Genomic DNA, 18419 nt, shown 5'->3' with positions numbered 1-18419 from the left:
GCGTCCGAGTGCTTTGACTTGTTACGTGTTGATTGTGCCAACACCGATTGTTGAAAAATATAAACCTTCTTTATCGTTTGGTTCATTTGATTGCCGCCAAAACCACAAACCGAGGCTTGGAATCTCATAGGTATAACCTTCGTCTTCTGTTTCTGGCTTGAGACCAGTTGCATTCTCTATTATTAAAAGTGCTTCAGATACAGGCAGATCAAGAACGTTATACCCAGATATTGTTGCTTCGAAGCCACACCCGCGAGATAGCTCTATACTTTCTACCTTTGGGATTTCGCCTTCGTAGAAAATTTGAAAACCAGCCTTATAGAATGAATCAGTTGGGTGCTCACTCATTGGCGTTTTCATGAAGCTATCTGGCTTTAAACCCATACCTGTAATTGCTAAAGTACGATCCATCCCTAGTTTAATTGGGCCGATTCCTAATTTTGGTTGTACCTCAAACTTTGGATTCATCTTAGTCTCTCTCGGACTCTTTGACACGTAACGCTTTGCCAAGGGGCAAATGCGAACGTTGTTGGGCGAAGCCCAGTGAGTATTTGTCCCCGCCGCGCTTTTTGCGGCGAATTTAGGCAACTTGTTATATGCCACTTTTACCCCAGTCATCTAGCACTTCTTGAAAGCTTTCAGCTACATCATTGGCATTAATATCGAAACAAGAATATCCGTATCCCAAAGCTACAATATCTTCTCTTACGTCTTTAATAGTATTCGCATTTTTAACGATTAGCATGCCTTTACGTGCACCATAACCTTCAATTAAGGCATCAATGACATATTTTTCGCCATTAACGCTTAAATGAAACGGCGCAAGGATAGTAAGTTTGTAACGTTCAGTTAGAAGTTTAATCGACAAGCCTAATCTCCCTGTGGCATATAACGCCCCCATCAAGCGCCGCCGTAGGCGGTCGATTGGATGGGCTTGTGTACGCCCAGCATGGGCATGAACTAATGAGGTGAAAGTCCTCTGTAGGAAGATCACCGTTCAATAACATGCTGTTATTAAACGTTAACTACTAGCGAATGGCAAGGGCTTATCCGCGAGGATTGGTTTGAAGGAAGCCGCTAGCAAATTTGCGAGCTGATGAACAAGAACATCATATGAGGCGTAGGCTAGAGGTGAGTTGGCAGGGCCTCCCCCACGAAGTAAGGGGACAAGACGACGAAACCACGTGATCTAATGGCCACCGTAAATGATGCAGCAGTGCAAAGAAAGTTCATGCTCTTATCTGGGGAGATCTGTTTAACACGCGATCGGTCATTAACCAGTCAGGCTCTGGTTTATAAGTGCCTTGGCTTTTCAGTGTCATCGACAGAAAAGAGCGAACCAGATGAAAACCGATAGCGCATGACGGGGCAACTCGGCATGTGATTAAGCAGAAGTCAGCAGACGGCATAGTAGCCCAACGCCCATCGTAATGGATGGGACATGGTGAAGGCCTGAACATTTAGAAGAAGGAGGAGTCTTGTCAAACTTGTTGATACCCACTACGTCGCCAGACGATTACTATCAGCAGCGTATTGATATGCAACCGGCCTTCAACAGCGATTTATTCCAACAACTGCTTCAGCCTGAGAATCTACACCGAGCTTGGCGACAGGTTAAAGCCAATAATGGGGCGGCTGGTATCGATGGCATGACCATCGAAGCCTTCCCGCTTTGGGTGCAGCAAGGCGGTTGGCAACAGTGTAAATCTCAACTTGAGTTAGGTGAATATCAACCCTCAGCAGTCAGACGCGTAGAGATCGACAAACCCGATGGCGGTAAACGCAAACTGGGTATCCCTAACGTCATTGATCGTGTGATACAGCAATCAATTGCTCAAATTCTCACGCCGTTGTTTGACCCTTCCTTCTCGGCTAATAGCTTCGGCTTTAGACCGAATAGGAATGCCAAACAAGCAGTCTTGCAAGTCAGGGATATCATCAAACATAAACGCAAATTTGCCGTCGATGTTGATCTGTCCAAGTTCTTTGATCGAGTAAATCATGATCTCTTAATGACTCAGTTAAGGAGCAAGGTACAGGATAAGCGTCTGCTGGCGCTTATTGGTAAATACCTGCGTGCTGGCGTGATGATCAACGACCAATTTGAAGCAAGCTTCGAAGGTGTACCTCAGGGCGGCCCACTCTCACCATTACTACAAACATCATGTTGGATAGTCTGGATAAAGAGCTGGAAAGCAGAGGGCATCACTTCGCCCGCTACGCGGATGACTTTATCATCTTGGTCAAGTCTCAACGAGCGGGCGAACGTGTCCTCAAGAGTATTACTCGCTATCTTGCCACTAAGCTAAAACTGGTTGTTAACGAACAGAAAAGCCAAGTGGTTAAGGTAGGCCAAAGCAAGTTCCTAGGGTTTACCTTTAACCGCGGAAAGATCCAGTGGCATGTCAAAACACTGCACATCTTCAAACAAAAGATAAGACGACTGACAAACCGCAATTGGGGCGTGAGCATGAGCTATCAATTGTTTAAAGTGCGGCAATACATGCAAGGCTGGATCAACTACTTTGGCATAGCCAACGCTTACCAAGGATGTGTCGATTTAGACCACTGGATCCGTCGTCGAGTACGTATGTGCTACTGGCGTCAATGGCGAAAGCCACGGACTAAGGTACAAAACTTACTCAAACGTGGCGTCAGGATCCAAGCGGCCGTTGCTTGTGGCATTACAAGCAAAGGGCCGTGGCGAAGCTCGAAAACACCAGGGATACAGCAAGCGCTGAGTAATGAGTATCTCAAGAAAGCAGGTTTATGTTCACTGAGAGATGGATGGATTGCAGTTCATTATCCTAACCAGAAAGTGAGTTAGTCGTTCTAAATGAACCGCCCTGTGCGGAGCCGCATGCAGGGTGGTGTGGGGGCTGGAGGCTAAATACCTCCGGCTACCCGATTAAGCGCATACTTTAGCCTTATTTTTTAGTGATTCTTTGATGGTCTCTGGAAGAACAACATCACTTTCAATAATGTCTATTGCACTTTTTACCCAGGGCGACCGCACGTATGTGCAACTTTTAAGCAATTGGAGCAACGCGTTCTTCAACTATGAAATAACGAATCTCAATACGCCTAAATATTGAACCGTTGCTGCTTTAAATACAATCTTGTATTGAGCGAAAAACGTTCATGCGGTTACCCTGACTTTTTACCCACTTAACTTCATCATCTTTGTATTGTTCAAGTTCTCTGTATGTATCTGTAGTTAAAACTGTGCAAAGTTGTTCTTTTACTGTGCCCGAACTTTCATGGATCGCGTATGAACTGATAAAGTAATTAATGGCATTTATTCTTTCTGTTTGAAAATAGTTGTTTACTAATGCAATATCTTCGGCATGAACTTCTTGCTGCCTCTCCCGCACCCACTGATAGAAACCTAGAACTTTTAAATGATAATCCTGAATAGTATCTTTTAAATCAATGCTTTCACCTTGTTCCCTGATGAATTTTTTCGGCAATGATTTGATGCTGCTTGATTTTAATAATTCAGAAGAGTCAATGGTGACTTTGAAAATAAAACCTTCTTCAGATTGAGAGTCAAAGCTCATGGAGGTACCAATTGATGGAAGTTTCTCATGCTGGCAGTAAGTTCTTAAAAATTCAACAAACTTACTTAATGGGTTTTCATCAAAACGGTTTTTAACCTCTGCCTCATAATCATCAAATTTCGGGGCATTTTCTTTATATACCCTTCTATACAGGACTCTTGAATGATCGACTAACGATTTTGCCGCACAAACATAATTATGTAGCTTAAAGCCAAGATGAGCTAACACCTCATTTAGTTTCCAGCGGTTAACTACTGCAAACAATTCAAGACCAACTCTCTCATTACACATAAAGTCAATTACAGACGTAAGCTCTTGGTAATTACTTTCAAAAAGTTTTAATGAGTATTCAAAATGCTCTAATAGATCGATCCTGCTCTTTGCTACTTCGAGACTCATTGTTTCTCCTAGCGTTTAACGTCTTAGTATTTATGCGCTGCGCTGTTTGCAGGGCATAAATCGCTTGTTGGACTTGGCCGCTGCCACATCCGTGTAAATGGGTATGAATAATGCTATAGGAATTTGCTTTTTTGCGGTAGCGGTTTTTTATACAGCTTGATGGGTAATCACTTGATATCGTTTTAGCTTTCTCATTCTTTTACGCTCACTTTCGACTGATTGTTGACCCTGGTTGACAGCATTTTGGCCCCAGACTCAGGCTGACACTCACACCCTATCCCCTCATCGGCTTAATCCCATAAGGCTGGCTGCTTTTCGCTGTCGGTTACGCTACGTCTTGGGGGAGTGGTTATCCTGACAGACGTACTGGCTGACTTTGGTTGTTAAACATCACTAATCTCTGCAGTCTTATCAGCCCAATAAACTGCAAATGACCTAACTGGCATTGCGGACATGACCACCAACAGTCCTCCTTAATCAAAGGACTCGCCAATACCACCTGCGGCTTACGTAGTTGCCGCTGGATAAGCGCGAGCTTTTTGCGGCGGCAAGCATTGGCAAGAAAACCAAAATGCCTCACTCGCATCAGCCCTTTGGGCAACACATGCAATAAGTAACGGCGAATAAACTCATCACAGCTTAGCCGCATTTGCTTATGCTGCTGACCGTCACGATAGTCCTTGTAGTAAAAACTGACATGCTCTGCGGTGACGTCGGCAATTCTTGATTCATGCAGCATACCTTTACGGGTATAACGCCCGAGGTATTCCACCACGGTTTCGGCGCGGCTCAGACACGCTTTGCTGTAAACACACCACGGTTTTGCCATTAAGGTGTCAGCCGCAGGGATAGCCAGCTCATGTTGTCGAAGCGCCCGTAATAGCTTGGCCCGATACACGGTGGACAAGGCTCTAACCGGAAACAGATAATCCGTTTTCACGCCATGCCAATCCCCCTCTGACGTCACTACCCCGCCTGGAATTAAGCAATGTCATTGTTACTGCACCTAAAAGGTGCAGCGTTATGCTACAACACATCTAAAGTCGCCTTAACTCGGTCTAAAGCCACAATGGTTCTGAACCATTTAACATTCGCGTTATTATGGAACATTTGATCACAAAGTTCTTGGAAGCGTTGCATATGCGGCACAAGCAGAACCAGCATAAAATCGGCATCCCCAGTTACGTAGTAACATTGTTGTACTTCTGGGCCGGAAAAGTCCTGTTTTAATTGCCTAAGTGCATTGATATCGGTTTTTTCAACCTGAACTTCAACAAAAATTGTGATGACTTTTTTCAGTTTATCTGGGTCTAAGATTGCCACTGTCGATTGGATGTAACCGCTGTCCCTCAGCTTTTGAATACGTCGCTGAACAGAAGCCGTAGACAAGTGAACTGCTTCAGCCAACTCTCGCAGTGGAGTTTGACAGTTCAATTGCAACAAGGTGAGAAGAACATGATCGTATTTATCGAGCGACATAATGACATCCAGATGAGAAATTTTATCGAAAATAGCATCAATTTAGAGACCTTTTCCCAAAGGGAACACAATAAAATACAATTCAATTTCTCATTTGCGTCTGGACGTTATGAAATCAGTTCCCAATACCTTGCTCGGTGTCAGCCTAAATGTGGCCGCGTCCGCGCTCTTTGCAGTAATATTCGCTTACACTGCCCTATTAGAAGCTCTCAGCGGTGAAGAAATCTATGGTTGGCGCATTCTCTTCACGCTGCCACTGTTAACCCTCTTCATTATCGTTCGGGGGTATTGGTCGCAAGTCGCCGCAATTTATCAGCGAGTCATTCATGAAAAACACTTTTGGCTGACTCGAATCGCATCCAGCTTTTTAATCGGTATTCAGCTTTGGTTATTCATGTGGGCTCCAGGTAATGGGTATGGCTTAGCAGTATCACTGGGATATTTTATAATGCCCATCACTATGGTAGTGGTTGGCCGATTTGCTTTTAAGGACAAGATGTCAGTAATGCAATGGATTGCCTGTCTTTTTGCTTTACTTGGTGTAGTGAACCAAGTCGCCATTTCTCAAACCTTAACTTGGCCAACACTGGCTATATGCTTAGGATACCCAATCTACTTCTGGCTAAGGCATAAAACTGGCACCAATAACATTGGTGGTGTCTGGTTTGATATGTTGCTCAGTGTCCCGTTATGCATTTACTTCATCTTAAATGGCGGCTACGTGATTGAAAGTTTTAGTGATAGTAGCCTAACACTCTGGTTAGCCATTGGCTTAGGTGCAATCAGTGCCTTGGCTCTTGGGTTACAATCATTATCAGCTCCGCACTTGAACCTGAGTCTTTTCGGGCTACTTATCTATGTAGAGCCCTTACTGTTACTTATCGTTGCTATAATGCTTGGCGAGACAGTTACCCCAAGTGAATGGCCTACCTATATCGGTATTTGGTTAGCCGTTATTGTGTTGATGTTAGAGGGGGGGATTAATATGTTTAAATCAAGAAACGTCTAAGTGTGGATCATTAGTAAAAGTATGGCTAATTCTAGCCACTCATCAGCACTTATCTAATAACGCCAAATCGCAATGGGGCATAAGCTATTTAGAACAGACTGCCATATTGATAACTTAAGATTGGCATAGTTGTATCCACTGTTCGTCGTTGCATTCGTATATTTTATTGTGACCCAGGGATGAACGGATCGACCGCAGTTCATTACCCTAGCCAGAAGTAGGTTCGGTATCTAAGGTCTAATACCCGCATGCCTTGACAAGCAAAAACGTTATAGATGGTAATGTTATCAGTCATATCACCAACCTTCCCCTCTCTTGTGGACAACAAATAGAGTACGCTTCAGACATTTGCCCCTTTCTCAACTCTCGCGTTAATACGCCACATGAAGGCATGCTGCTACATTCCGGGGTGTTTAGCGCGTCTTACCCATCGAGGTTCAGCATGCGTTTATCTTGCCAAACAAACATGCATTTCCAAATCGCGACATCAGGGGCAACTTTTGAATGGGTTATGCGTAATTAAAAACAATAAACTTGCTTTTTTCACGGTTTGCTAAAAAAAATCTCCATTTCCTCAAAAATATTTTTTTGCTGACAAATTTAAGGTTAATTCGTCGTTTATATCATTGTTATGTAGTAACAAATTTTAATGTGGGTTAATCGGCTTACCCTTAAGTTAGCGATGTTCGCACCGTCATTTTGTAAAGATAGATTTACAGCAAAAATGCGCTTATGCAGAGCATATTTTAAAAATTAATGCTGTAAAAACAATGATTTTTAAAAATCATAGTGAATGCATTTTTTGAGTGTAATGCGTTTTTAAAATACGTTTTCAAGCTAAAAGAATTGAAATAAAACAGCGAGGTATCAATGGCGATTGGGGGCATCGAAGCGTGATGAACGCCTGCATGTTTTTTTAAAATGAATTGTGCCTTGCACGAAAATTCACAAGTTTTTGTGGATTTTCGAAAATTGAATATGCTGCTCGCGTGTTAACAAACACACGTGAGCGCTTTCCCCGTGTCGGGAAAGACGTTTGCCTTATCCATAGGGGTAACCTTTAATTTTAGCAGAGATTAATTTTTCCGCTGCAAATTAACGGTTAGCACTCTGAAATGTAGAAAGAGGTGTAACGTGAGTAACAAGTATAAAGCGAATAAATCACGCGGCAGGCATGTATATCAATATTTTTCGCAGAAGAATCAAGCCCCGCTGAAGGTCGAATCATTCCTTGAATTGTGTATTGCGGCGCAGATGGAGTGTGAACCGAATATCGTTGCCTATGCTGCGCAGCCTGAAAGCCTGCATCTCCATGATAGTATTACCCATAAGACCATTCGATATACACCTGATTTTCTTATTAAATATGCTAATGGTACTGCGGCATTTATTGAAGTCCATCATTCAAGTCATATCACGAAAGACTTCCAGTCGCGATTAGCGCTATTCAATGAATACTCACTTAAGACGGCTAATGTCCCTATCGTCCTCGTTGATGAGCGTCAGTTAACGCCCATGATTTATACCAACCTCCAGTTAATCGCTAATCGGCGTTCTGCACAGTTATCATGTTCACTCAACCATGCAGACCTACCTGAATTATTGACATTTGAGGCGTTAGTCGATTGGCTCAAGCCTAGAAGCCAAACGTCCGTGGGTGATGCATATCATTTAGTCGGAGCCGGTTTTTACCAATTCGACAAATCACAGTTGCTACTGGCAAGCACAACCCTGAATAAGGTGATGCTATCGTGATGTTTGCTCAGGCGCGTGACCATCAATTCCACAATAGCAACGGCGACATCATGACGGTCTTGTTTGCTGATGACGTGTCGATTTTGCTCGAAGTGGATAATGATGAAAAAACGCGAGAGTTCTTAGCGCTAGATGTATTTAGCACAAAACTGCATGAAAAAACCCTTTTTCCCAAACCGGTCGAAAAAACGCGTCTCATTTTGTCCCCAGTACAGCAAGTGACTCGGGATTCACGGATTGTTTATATTCATACGCTGCGCGACATGCTGCAGAACGACGAAACCCTAAAGCCGACGACGTCCACTACCTATCAGAAAATGATTGAAGTTGTTGAGGAGAATTACCCTGCACTCAGAGGGGCTGAACATCCCAAGAAAACAACGATTAACCGTTACTGGAAGACTTGGATAAGCTCACGTTTCAATGATGACAGTTTAATCTGTAAATCACGCTCACATTCCCCCCGTATCGGTGAGGAGTCTAACGCGTTAATCGACACGTATTTGAGCACGACTTACCAAGATAGTCGCCATAAAGTGGCAACGGGACATTATGCTTGTTACAAACAAGATGCGCTGAAAGCACGTGAAACAAATCCCAATATTATCGTTGCAAGCAAACGAACGTTTTCGCGCAGAATTGAAGCGAGACAGTCGATTTGTGACAAATTAGACGATCCCAAAACACCCCACGCTGAACGTCAGCAGCTCTCACTTAACCTGATTAAACGGATAAAACTGCATTACCCATTGCAACGTGTTGAACTCGATTGTTTGCACACAAATATCCGTGTTATTGACGATGTCACGGGGGAGTTAACTGAGCCTGTGGTCATCTATTATGCACTTGATTGTTATACGCGTGCACCGCTAAGTATGGTTTTTGATTATGGCAAAGGAGAAGCGACGGAGGTTGTTTTACAGTTGATCCAAAATACGTATTTGCGTGACGACAATCTCCCCTTTTGCGGTAAGACAGATACGTTCATCATGGATAATGGCCCTGCATTTAACAACAAGTTAATTAAGAGTCTATGTGAACAGCTGGGGAGTAATATCGTTTACACCCCTTCGAATACACCGTCAGCGAAACCCTTTGTTGAGTCGCACTTTAGAGTGTTTAGGCAAAAATTTGAATCAATGGTGGTGACGGATTCAGCCGGCAACCGCACTGTTGGTTTAAATACCTATCCGAAAAAAGGCACTAGAACAAAAATAAATCCACTTAAGAATACGCATATCACTGCCAGTACGTTCACAAAGATAATCAATACCATGCTGACAGAATACGCTCACAAGACCCATTCAGGGTTAAATTGTTCACCGATATTCTGTTGGCAGCAATCTAGGGTGGTGCAATCATATTATGATTACGATTCTATTAAGCACCACTTCCATGTCGCGACACAGGCGCATGAGCAGCAACTCGATTCAAGAGGTTTTGTCCGTGTATTGAAACACCGCTTCACCAGTGTTGAACTGAAAAAAGTGCATACGTTACTCATGACCTATGGTCACAAAAACGTCAACCCCACCGTTCAGGTGTTTTACAACCCCTATGATGCAAGCAGTGTCACTGTCAGCGTTGCGCTCCCGAACGAGACAGAGGCCAGGTCAATCGTTGCTTATAATTATGATGAAGAAATCAACTCGCGTTGGCCCGTTTCCTTTGCACAGTTAAATGGCAAAGTGCAGAAAGGACAACACATTTTCCAAACTGAAAAACATCAGGTTACCGGTCAATATGCCGTTACGATTGACCGTTTCATTCCCGCCAAAACTGTACGTATTAAACGAAGTGGCAAACCGACAAGTTCGTTTGAAGACAATAATGCAAAAGAGCTTTCAATCGAGCAGCGCATTCAGAATGCCAATGCGACGGACTCATTAAAAGATATTAAGTGGCAAAACTCATTAGACAAGACTGAATTAGCTGACAAGCTACGTGCAAGCCAACTGAATGAACCAGAACAAATTATTGATAACATGCAAAGGGACACTAAAGCCTTATGGTAGTCAGCATACCTACACCTGTAGACACCTTTATTGTTAAACATACATTGGTTAAACACGCGCATGAACAAATTGAGCGAGTTCATCAAATGTGTCACCTTCCCAATAATAAAAAAGGCGTGCTCATTTATGGCAAATCGGGCGAAGGCAAAACCTACATCGCTGAATGCTATGCCGCTCAGTATCCTCCGGTGAAAGAAGCCGACCACATTCGTCTGCCGATATTCACTTACCGTTTTCAAGAAGCGAAAAGCAAAGTTGATGATATTTTGCGACTGTTGATAACGGAATTAGGCGTGCAGCCCCCCGTAGGTAAAGTTGCCGCGGGTGAGTTAGATAAGCAATTTCGATTTCTGATTAAAGCACGTGGTGTCGAGCTCATTATTCTTGATGAAATTCAACAGGTTTTTCCTGCTAAACAAGGGAAAATTGCGTTAGATATGCTGAAATACTTCTGTGCCCTACTCGACACGCTCACATGTTCAATTGTCTTTATCGGTAGTGAGCGGGCCATGCGACTCCTGACCTTCGGCGAAGTGGATAAAACCGTCGACGACAACGAGCAACTCAGTCGCCGAATGCTGAGGTCAGTAAAACTGCATCGTATCTTACCGAGAACGCAAGAATGGGTTGATTGTATCAACAGCTTTCTACAGCAAATCAGCGCTCCTCAAATTGGTATCGAGGATAAAGAGCTATTAGATAGACTTTACGTTGCCTATATGGAGCGTAGCTTCAGTACCCTTGATGGCTTATTCATGCGTGAAGATATGAGTCATATCAAAGACCGCCACACACTGATGATGCGTTTAAAAGCGAACTTTTATATTTACAGCCAAAACGTCAATAATCCCTTTGATGAGTCTGAATATAGCTATAGGGCAATAGACGCTGCGGTCACACATGAATACCAGAAATTAAAGCGGGAGTTGAAAACGTGTCTTTAGCCTTTTCGCCACAGAGAAAACCTGATGAAGTTAGCATCGGTTACCTTCTTCGTTTAGCGCGCGTTAATGGTTACGCAAGGATTGGGAGTATGGTGTCGTCAGCTGAGCAAAATAACATTATTAAGCTTCAAATTACACCGGCTCTAAATGCTAAATTTGGCATACCAATAAGCCAAGGTGATGTGTTTTCTACAATTATCAATCCGATGTTTAACCGCAACATTCAACTCAACCCTAAAGTGTGTATTCAGTGCTTGAATGAAGATGGCTACCTGTTAACGGAAGTGCAAAATCCGTTTTGCCATGCCTGTTCCAAACACCAATCTGCACTGACGAGTCAATGCACCACGTGTTACGAAAGCCTTGCTTGGGATATTCCACTTATAAAAGGGCACTGTACTTCCCCTCGATGCGGGGTACAACTGAAACCCTCGTCAGAAAATGTGCGTTCATTGAGTGAAGCTCAAGTGTCAGATTGCCTCTATGCCGCACTGGTATTGGAAAAAGAGTACATCATGGCGCTCAAACCGAACGCCTATGCTTCACTGCCATTTTATGAAAACATGCTCGAAAAGGGATATCGGTTATTAACGGATAATGCATTTTTTCGAGAGTGGGTACAAAAGACACTTCAGGCAACCTCATCTTTACTACCTCACAATATCCGCAGTGTGGCTATTGTGCAGTTCCTTGAAACACTTTCCTGTACGTGGCCTGCCGCTACGTTAGATATTGTTATCCCAGCTACCCCCGCAGATGGCATTGCTCTTTCGGTGACAGAACAATGGCTTCCATTTGGAAAAGCATCTCGGCTACTTGAGCTGAGGCCAGAAGAACTGCAGCTGCTTCAACACGTTAATTTAGTGAAACATGCACGTAAAAGCAGACTTCACCATAATAGCCAAATTGATGTTGCACCTATTTTCCAGTTGTTAGTCGGTAACGACATCCAACCTGGCATGGTGTGCTTATCAACACTCACGGAGGTCATGGTGCATAATGATGTTGAAATGTATGACATTCTCATAGGATTCAAAGAAGGCCGCCTGCAGTTAGGATATGGCGAAGGTCACAATTTACGACGTGCTATCTGGTGCGAACCGGCGTCTTTTATACGGTTTGCAAAGGACGTCTTTAGCAAGCGGCAATATGACGCTATCTCCCTAGAGAAAGCGGTATCATTAACAGGCTTACCCATGGAGCTACTTAACGCACTTAGAAAAATGGGTAAACTTCGCCCTCCTCGCGTCGCGCGTGCCGGCAGTCTGGCACTTTGCCAATTTGAAGATGTACTACAAATACGCCAGCAACAAAAACCAATGCAGTTATCACTCATATAATGAACAGGGCAACCGCATGAGTGTTTAAAATTCGTCCAGCTGCAACCCTGCTAAATAGAACCGATTCTAAATATTCAGGTTTCATCCAAGCTCTTTTCTGTTTCGCTGGAATGCTTCCTTTAGAAGGTTCAGCCCTAAGCATATTCAGTGATATTTGCCTAAGCATGGCCCAATTTTCTGCCCCATGATGTTGGTAAATCTGGCAACTATCTTCTTTCATTGAGACATCTAGCACCCAGTGTAAGCTGTTCTCAATCCCCCAATGGCCACGAACTGAATTGGCTAACTGCTGCTCATCGAGTGTGGCTGAACTGATATAGTAACGGTAGGTCAGTTCTGCCTCTTTCCCTTTCGTATACCGATAACTCAAACACATACCTAATGTGTTCAATTTCATCCACTTAGGAAAATAATCTTGGAGCTGGTTTGCAGGTATTACATAGTAGGCTCTTGCCTCGATACGGCCTCTATTTTTTTCAATAACGAGTCCATCAAGAGGATTACTGCGCGCTTCACTGAAAGCACTGACCACGGCCTCATGCAAGGAACTTTGATTTGCCTTTACAGCAAGTAAGTAGTCACCTCCTTGCTCGACTATCTGTCTTGCAATCTCTGTCTGGCAACCCATGGCGTCGATTGATACAAGTGCTCCTTCTATATCTAACAACTGCAGCAGCGCTGGGATTGCGGTTATCTCATTGGATTTATTTGCCGTTTTTACTTGCCCCAGCACCACTTTATTGGCACAGGCAAACGCATTGACCATATGAATGGTTGAGCGCCGATCTTCACGATTGTATGAGGCACGAAGCGTTTTACCATCGATAGCAATAAGATGACCATCACTCATCTCATGGACGGCTCGCATCCAATTGGCGAAGCACAGTCGGAACTGTTCCGGCTCGATACGAGAGATAATACGTGCAATGGTATCATCGACTGGGACACCTTCGGTCAGAATTCCCTTTTCTTTAAACCAGTTATGATGTCCGGCAGCATAGTCATGGATTTCTGACCAGCCTTCGGCACCAGCAATCACACCACACAGAGTAACGAACAATACATCATGCAATGGGTAAGTCACTTTGGCAGATTGTCGGCTGTCAGCAATCGAGTTGAAATGAGACGTGAAGGCTTCAAGGTACATGCTCTGATGTTCTCTATAAGAAAAAGAGAGCATAAGATCATAATCGATACCGTTCGTCAAATTGGGTTCAAAACGGTTAAAATACATTCACGATCTCACCCTGATATAATGAAGCAATAACGCCTGTTAAAACCTATATATATAAAATACTTATGATTTAGTCTAAAGCATCGACACTAAGGTTAAAACCCACATTCGTCATTGGTAATGATGTGGGTTTTAAGCTGAAAGCCATTCATATAAATCCCACTTATTATCCCCATCGCTTAACTCATTAAAGCAATATCGTCCTGCACCCAATATCCGTTCCAAATATATGTAGCAGACCTCCGCACTCAGATACGATTTAAATCATGGCGTTTTATTCGCGCAAATTTCAATTCGTTTAGATTTTTAAATATACGCCTGCATTGTCGGCGGCTCACTTACCACACCTACAACATATGTAAGTAGAAACCTTGAAGCAATCCGATATGCGTTGACTTGATATTTGATTTGTGGAGAATGAATAGATTGGCGGTAAATAATGCACAAAATCACCACCAAATCATTGATTTTAATATGAAAAATAAATCTCAATTTAGGTGGCAAAAATGTTCAAAAATCTCAACTTGAATGGCAATGTTGTTATTTTGTTAAACCATCAAGTCATTGAATAAGTTCAATTACGGCTGCCTGAGATTCTCATTCTGTGTGACCACGAACATTCGTGTGCACTCAGAATAAGGATCTCGGGCATATAAGAACCTTCTCTTATGTGCTTATATTTAGGACTCAATATAACTTAGGGCTGAGTTACTCGATGCCTTTTAAATGGTCGATTGGTTTATTGAATGCACTTTCATGGCGTTCTATTTGGCTTGTGTGCAAATACTGTGACGTGGTGTCAATGCTCTCATGGCCAGCGTCGGCTTGTACATGGGATAACGGTCTACGGTTGATATTGATATCGTGTGTGATGCCTGTGTGACGAATATTATGGGCTGTAAGTTTGCGCATCTGCGCGGCGTCTTGTGCAAAACCATCGGCCTCAATACTATCTGCTGCCAGATTGATAATACTTTGAATTTCATCGCGGACTTGGCGAATACCGAGATTGGCATTGAGGATGCCGACATCTCGACCACGACCAGCAGCTTTGTGCCGCACAAACAGTGGATGGTTCTCGTTTGGCCTTGGATAATCCGTTAAGCCTAGAAACTGGCGGTATTTGACTAAGGCGTCGAGTAAAGCTTTTGAGATTGCCACGCTGCGCCTTTTACCGCCTTTGCTCAATGGAATATGAAAACTCCAAATACCCGTTTGTTGATTGTGCTTAAACTGATCCATCACCGGTGAATAACCTGCGCGTGCAGACACATCTGAGATACGTAAATAGCAACAATAAATCAATGAAATCAGAAACAAGCTTCTTTGATGTAAATCGGGCGATGTTTCTGCCAACGCTGTTACGGTCGCCATAATGTATGACCACTGTAATTCAGTGAATGCGAGACTGTTATCATCTTCATGATGTTGACGCTGATATTGCCGATTGGCCGCGAATCGACTGTGATTCAGCCAAATTTGTGCCGGATTACGCTCACAATATTCTTCACTTGTCAGGTACGAGTAAAACGAAGACAAAATGGCCATTTTCGTTTTTAACGCATTGTCACTTAACGCATAAGGCTGGATTTGCCCGAGTCGCTTTTTACCGACAAATGGCCGCCACTGTGGGTTTGGAACCCGTTCATCACGCATTTTATCGAGCTTGAATTGTGGCACATTAAAATAGCCAATTAGTGCTATGGGCGGCGCTTGGCAGTAATCCACGTAATGGCTCATGTCTTTGCGTGTGACTTCTATGGGCGACATTGAAACCACATCAAAACACCAATGAAGAAATGTCGTGAGCTCGCTGCGATAGGCTTTATAGTTGTTTTCGTTATGCTTTTGCTCAAACAGCCAATCACTGGCGTGCTCAATCACTAAACCTGCATCGGCCACCTTTTTCATGCTAATTTGGGTGATGTATTGGTTAACGACACTATTGCCAACTTGTATGAATTCAAATGAGTCAAATAACGGGATTACGGGAGGAAGTTGCATATTGCATCTGAATTATAAGGGTTTCTGATATGATAATACTTAAACGCAAATGCCGATAACGTTATTTATCGGCATCAACTAGGGTCAGATTTTGAGTACAACTGGACAATGTACATTTCTGGCATGTAATACGCTTTTGACAACAAATTAAGCATAACTGCCACACTTGCTGTTTAGACTGACTATCCAAGCACCTAAAATCTGCCGCACAGAGGTGCCCATCATGTATAAGCTGTGCCAATTTATGCGTTGAAATCGACAAATTAATTTGGTGGCTCATGCCCTTACCCGCTAATCAGTGTGTGATATGAACAGAATACACAAATGATAACTGTTATCAATAACTCAATTTAAGGTTTGCCACTCACCTCGCTATTTAATGTAAGAATTTGCACTGCTTTGAAATGTGTCTACTACACTGATTATGTGATCATTATTTTTATTTGAATGAGGTATCGAATGCTGATTGATCTTGCAAAGAAAAATCCGCTGTTTTCCGGTAAAAAGCTTACCGAGACAACTGCATCAGGTATTCCTTGGAAGGTATTAGTGGTCGATGATGAACCTGATGTTCATACCGTCACTAAGCTTGCCCTCTCCCGCTTTAAACTCGATGGCCGCCCGCTTACTTTTATCAATGCCTACAGTGCCGAACAAGCAAAAGAGTTGATGAATCAGGAATATGATATCGCCATCGCCTTTATTGATGTTGTGATGGAGAGTGATCATGCGGGCTTAGAATTAGTAAAATGGATCCGCGAAGAGCTGCAAAATAAAACCACTCGACTAATCCTGCGCACAGGCCAGCCAGGTCAAGCACCTGAAGAAGACGTTATCGTTAATTATGATATTAATGATTACAAAGCCAAAGCTGAACTCGATTCCCGTAAACTGATGACCAGCGTGTACTCTGCCCTACGTTCTTACCGCGATATTATGGAAATTGAACAAGCAAGGCGCACCCAAATAAATCACCGTAAAGGGCTTGAAAGGGTGCTAGAAGCTACATCTGGATTATTTGAGCTGCGCACCCTGCATAAATTTGCAGATGGTCTGCTAACTCAAGTCGCCACCCTACTCAATCTGGATTCTGAAACCTTATTGCTAACGTGTAATGCCATCGATGCCATAAGCGGTCATCTGGATCCTGTGAACATAGAAATCCTCGCAGGCACAGGCCAATTCTCAAATAAATCCCATATTACTCAATTACCAGAGCATATCGACCGCTTACTGCGCAGTGCGATCACGCAAAAACGCTGCCTGTATGAAGACAATTGCTTTATCGGTTACTTCCCCACAAAAAGCGGGTTAATCAATCTACTGTATATGGATGGTATCGATAAAATTGATGATCTTGATAAGAAACTTATTGATATTTTTGCTATCAACGTCGGCGTTGCATTTGAAAATTTACTGCTCAATCAAGAAGTCGAAGATACCCAGTCTGAACTCATTCTACGTTTAGGGGATGTGGTTGAAAGCCGCTCAAAAGAAGCCGCAAACCATGTGAAACGTATGGCAGAATATTGCTCTCAGTTGGCCTTACTCGCTGGTTTACCTGAATACGAAGCTGATTTACTACGCCGTGCCTCACCTATGCATGACATAGGTAAGATAGCGATCCCTGATGCGGTTCTGCTCAAACCTGGCAAGTTAGATGATGAAGAATGGAAAGTCATGCGTCAGCATCCTACGATTGGCCATCAGATTTTGGCAAATTCTGAGCGACCCATATTAAAGGCGGCATCAATTATTGCACTACAACACCATGAAAAATATGATGGTTCTGGCTATCCAGCCAATTTAAAACAAGACGAAATTCACATTTTCGCGCGCATTGTTGCCATTGCAGATGTATTTGATGCACTTTCCCATGCCCGCTGTTATAAAACGGCCTGGCCTTTAGAAGAAGTGTTAGCTGAAATGCGTAAAGGCGCTGCGAAACACTTTGATCCGCACTTATTACAGCTCTTTATTGATAATGTGGATATTTTTGTCAAAGTAAAAGACAGTTGGAAAGATAGTTAATCCTTAATCACCCGAGTTAACACTCTCTAATAATACGCTGAGGACGATTCGAATAAATATCTAGCCAGTCTTAACCATTGTTATCCGCAAGAAAATCAAACACTGTCGCTTTGGTTTCGCCATTTGCTTCAAAACTTACAAAACCGCGCCAAACCATATAACCACTGCTGCAGGAGCCATATACCATCTGACCAATATAGGTCATTTCATCGGTTTGCTTCACATTTACAGGAATAACCCCCATAAACATATCTCTTCCTTCTAAACGAATTTGCACATTTTTGATAGGCGTTGAAGCTAACAGCCTTAATGTTAATGGCTTTTCGCTCGGGGCATTCGCTGGCGATAGGCTAATAGCAAGTTTGATATCGTCCACTTGTTTAACACAATCCCCTGCCGAAAATTGACAGAGGGAAGGATCAGAGCTGCTTTTATGTGTGACTTGCTTAGCATCTTCAGTACAAGCTGTGAGATTGATGAGAATTAACGCGATGAATAAATAGAGATTAGGACGATTTAGCACAAAGATTAACCTTATGACGCAATATGTTAACATTCTATGGCGTAGGTTGATCTAGATCAACTTTCTACACCCCTTCTTTGGTATCTTTTTTGATATTGCTCAAGTATCATTGCGAAACCTCATATT

At 43.0% G+C, this 18419-nt stretch carries 14 protein-coding genes and 3 pseudogenes; 8 read left to right on the top strand and 9 right to left on the bottom strand.

What is annotated here, in order from left to right:
- Positions 1-21 precede the first annotated feature (21 nt).
- Together AYJ58_RS13195 and AYJ58_RS13190 are read right to left on the bottom strand one after the other, a co-directional pair.
- A complete protein-coding gene (locus AYJ58_RS13195) occupies positions 22-468 on the bottom strand; it encodes a hypothetical protein (protein ID WP_157825775.1) in 447 nt (148 codons plus the stop codon).
- Positions 469-592: 124 nt separating this feature from the next.
- Positions 593-901 (bottom strand): hypothetical protein, encoded by a 309-nt coding sequence (locus tag AYJ58_RS13190; RefSeq protein WP_198555453.1) that lies wholly within the window; start codon positions 899-901, stop codon positions 593-595.
- Positions 902-1538: 637 nt separating this feature from the next.
- Here AYJ58_RS13190 and AYJ58_RS22215 point away from each other — a divergent pair.
- Positions 1539-2320, top strand: a pseudogene (locus tag AYJ58_RS22215) (reverse transcriptase domain-containing protein); the annotation flags it as partial.
- A gap of 150 nt (positions 2321-2470) precedes the next feature.
- Entirely contained in the window at positions 2471-2827 is a 357-nt protein-coding gene (locus AYJ58_RS22210) for a group II intron maturase-specific domain-containing protein (RefSeq protein ID WP_443019242.1), read from the top strand.
- Positions 2828-3107: 280 nt separating this feature from the next.
- On the opposite strand, the gene AYJ58_RS13180 is transcribed toward AYJ58_RS22210, so the two are convergent.
- From AYJ58_RS13180 to AYJ58_RS13170, 3 genes and pseudogenes are all read right to left on the bottom strand, one after another.
- Complete coding sequence (locus AYJ58_RS13180) at positions 3108-3959, bottom strand: hypothetical protein (RefSeq protein WP_106650473.1); 852 nt, start codon at positions 3957-3959, stop codon at positions 3108-3110.
- Between the two features lie 349 nt (positions 3960-4308).
- A pseudogene (locus AYJ58_RS13175) lies at positions 4309-4950 on the bottom strand (IS91 family transposase); the annotation flags it as partial.
- Positions 4951-4985: 35 nt separating this feature from the next.
- Positions 4986-5438, bottom strand: a complete 453-nt coding sequence (locus AYJ58_RS13170) for an Lrp/AsnC family transcriptional regulator (RefSeq protein WP_106650472.1) — start codon at positions 5436-5438, stop codon at positions 4986-4988.
- 109 nt (positions 5439-5547) lie between these two features.
- Between AYJ58_RS13170 and rarD the strand changes: the two genes are divergently transcribed.
- The 5 genes from rarD to AYJ58_RS13140 all read left to right on the top strand — a co-directional run bounded on the left by rarD (position 5548) and on the right by AYJ58_RS13140 (position 12501).
- Entirely contained in the window at positions 5548-6447 is a 900-nt protein-coding gene (rarD, locus tag AYJ58_RS13165) for an EamA family transporter RarD (RefSeq protein WP_106650471.1), read from the top strand.
- A gap of 1134 nt (positions 6448-7581) precedes the next feature.
- Entirely contained in the window at positions 7582-8202 is a 621-nt protein-coding gene (locus AYJ58_RS13155) for a TnsA endonuclease N-terminal domain-containing protein (RefSeq protein WP_006081615.1), read from the top strand.
- Positions 8202-10217, top strand: a complete 2016-nt coding sequence (locus AYJ58_RS13150) for a DDE-type integrase/transposase/recombinase (protein WP_106650470.1) — start codon at positions 8202-8204, stop codon at positions 10215-10217. Before AYJ58_RS13155 ends, AYJ58_RS13150 begins: the two co-directional genes overlap by 1 nt.
- Positions 10211-11161 carry a TniB family NTP-binding protein gene (locus AYJ58_RS13145; RefSeq protein ID WP_106650469.1) on the top strand — a complete coding sequence of 317 codons (951 nt, stop codon included), beginning with the start codon at positions 10211-10213 and terminating at the stop codon, positions 11159-11161. Before AYJ58_RS13150 ends, AYJ58_RS13145 begins: the two co-directional genes overlap by 7 nt.
- Entirely contained in the window at positions 11152-12501 is a 1350-nt protein-coding gene (locus AYJ58_RS13140; protein WP_106650468.1) for a hypothetical protein, read from the top strand. Before AYJ58_RS13145 ends, AYJ58_RS13140 begins: the two co-directional genes overlap by 10 nt.
- 24 nt (positions 12502-12525) lie before the next feature.
- On the opposite strand, the pseudogene AYJ58_RS13135 reads toward AYJ58_RS13140, so the two are convergent.
- The 3 genes and pseudogenes from AYJ58_RS13135 to AYJ58_RS22035 all read right to left on the bottom strand — a co-directional run bounded on the left by AYJ58_RS13135 (position 12526) and on the right by AYJ58_RS22035 (position 16019).
- Positions 12526-13648 (bottom strand): annotated as a pseudogene (locus tag AYJ58_RS13135) (ISAs1-like element ISSod22 family transposase).
- A 795-nt stretch (positions 13649-14443) separates the two neighbouring features.
- Complete coding sequence (locus AYJ58_RS13130) at positions 14444-15739, bottom strand: tyrosine-type recombinase/integrase (RefSeq protein WP_106650467.1); 1296 nt, start codon at positions 15737-15739, stop codon at positions 14444-14446.
- Between the two features lie 61 nt (positions 15740-15800).
- The gene (locus tag AYJ58_RS22035; protein WP_106650466.1) at positions 15801-16019 is read right to left on the bottom strand and encodes a hypothetical protein; all 219 of its coding nucleotides are present in this window, start codon (positions 16017-16019) and stop codon (positions 15801-15803) included.
- Between the two features lie 179 nt (positions 16020-16198).
- Between AYJ58_RS22035 and AYJ58_RS13120 the strand changes: the two genes are divergently transcribed.
- The gene (locus AYJ58_RS13120) at positions 16199-17770 is read left to right on the top strand and encodes a DUF3369 domain-containing protein (protein WP_106650465.1); all 1572 of its coding nucleotides are present in this window, start codon (positions 16199-16201) and stop codon (positions 17768-17770) included.
- 70 nt (positions 17771-17840) lie between these two features.
- Here AYJ58_RS13120 and AYJ58_RS13115 read toward each other — a convergent pair whose 3' ends face one another.
- A complete protein-coding gene (locus AYJ58_RS13115) occupies positions 17841-18293 on the bottom strand; it encodes a hypothetical protein (protein ID WP_106650464.1) in 453 nt (150 codons plus the stop codon).
- Between the last annotated feature and the right edge of the window lie 126 nt (positions 18294-18419).

Origin of the sequence: Shewanella sp. Pdp11, assembly GCF_002838165.1 — a bacterium.
Classification (GTDB): Bacteria; Pseudomonadota; Gammaproteobacteria; order Enterobacterales; family Shewanellaceae; genus Shewanella; species Shewanella hafniensis.
Note: the sequence above shows the minus strand (reverse complement) of the source record. Positions and strands in the feature narration are given on the sequence as shown.

Bases quoted from the DNA above. Each gene is read 5' to 3' on its own strand.
- AYJ58_RS13195 (WP_157825775.1), bottom strand. From the start codon at position 468: ATGAATCCAAAGTTTGAGGTACAACCAAAATTAGGAATCGGCCCAATT.
- AYJ58_RS13190 (WP_198555453.1), bottom strand. From the start codon at position 901: ATGGGGGCGTTATATGCCACAGGGAGATTAGGCTTGTCGATTAAACTT.
- AYJ58_RS22210 (WP_443019242.1), top strand. From the start codon at position 2,471: ATGAGCTATCAATTGTTTAAAGTGCGGCAATACATGCAAGGCTGGATC.
- AYJ58_RS13180 (WP_106650473.1), bottom strand. From the start codon at position 3,959: ATGAGTCTCGAAGTAGCAAAGAGCAGGATCGATCTATTAGAGCATTTT.
- AYJ58_RS13170 (WP_106650472.1), bottom strand. From the start codon at position 5,438: ATGTCGCTCGATAAATACGATCATGTTCTTCTCACCTTGTTGCAATTG.
- rarD (WP_106650471.1), top strand. From the start codon at position 5,548: ATGAAATCAGTTCCCAATACCTTGCTCGGTGTCAGCCTAAATGTGGCC.
- AYJ58_RS13150 (WP_106650470.1), top strand. From the start codon at position 8,202: ATGTTTGCTCAGGCGCGTGACCATCAATTCCACAATAGCAACGGCGAC.
- AYJ58_RS13145 (WP_106650469.1), top strand. From the start codon at position 10,211: ATGGTAGTCAGCATACCTACACCTGTAGACACCTTTATTGTTAAACAT.
- AYJ58_RS13130 (WP_106650467.1), bottom strand. From the start codon at position 15,739: ATGCAACTTCCTCCCGTAATCCCGTTATTTGACTCATTTGAATTCATA.
- AYJ58_RS22035 (WP_106650466.1), bottom strand. From the start codon at position 16,019: ATGAGCCACCAAATTAATTTGTCGATTTCAACGCATAAATTGGCACAG.
- AYJ58_RS13120 (WP_106650465.1), top strand. From the start codon at position 16,199: ATGCTGATTGATCTTGCAAAGAAAAATCCGCTGTTTTCCGGTAAAAAG.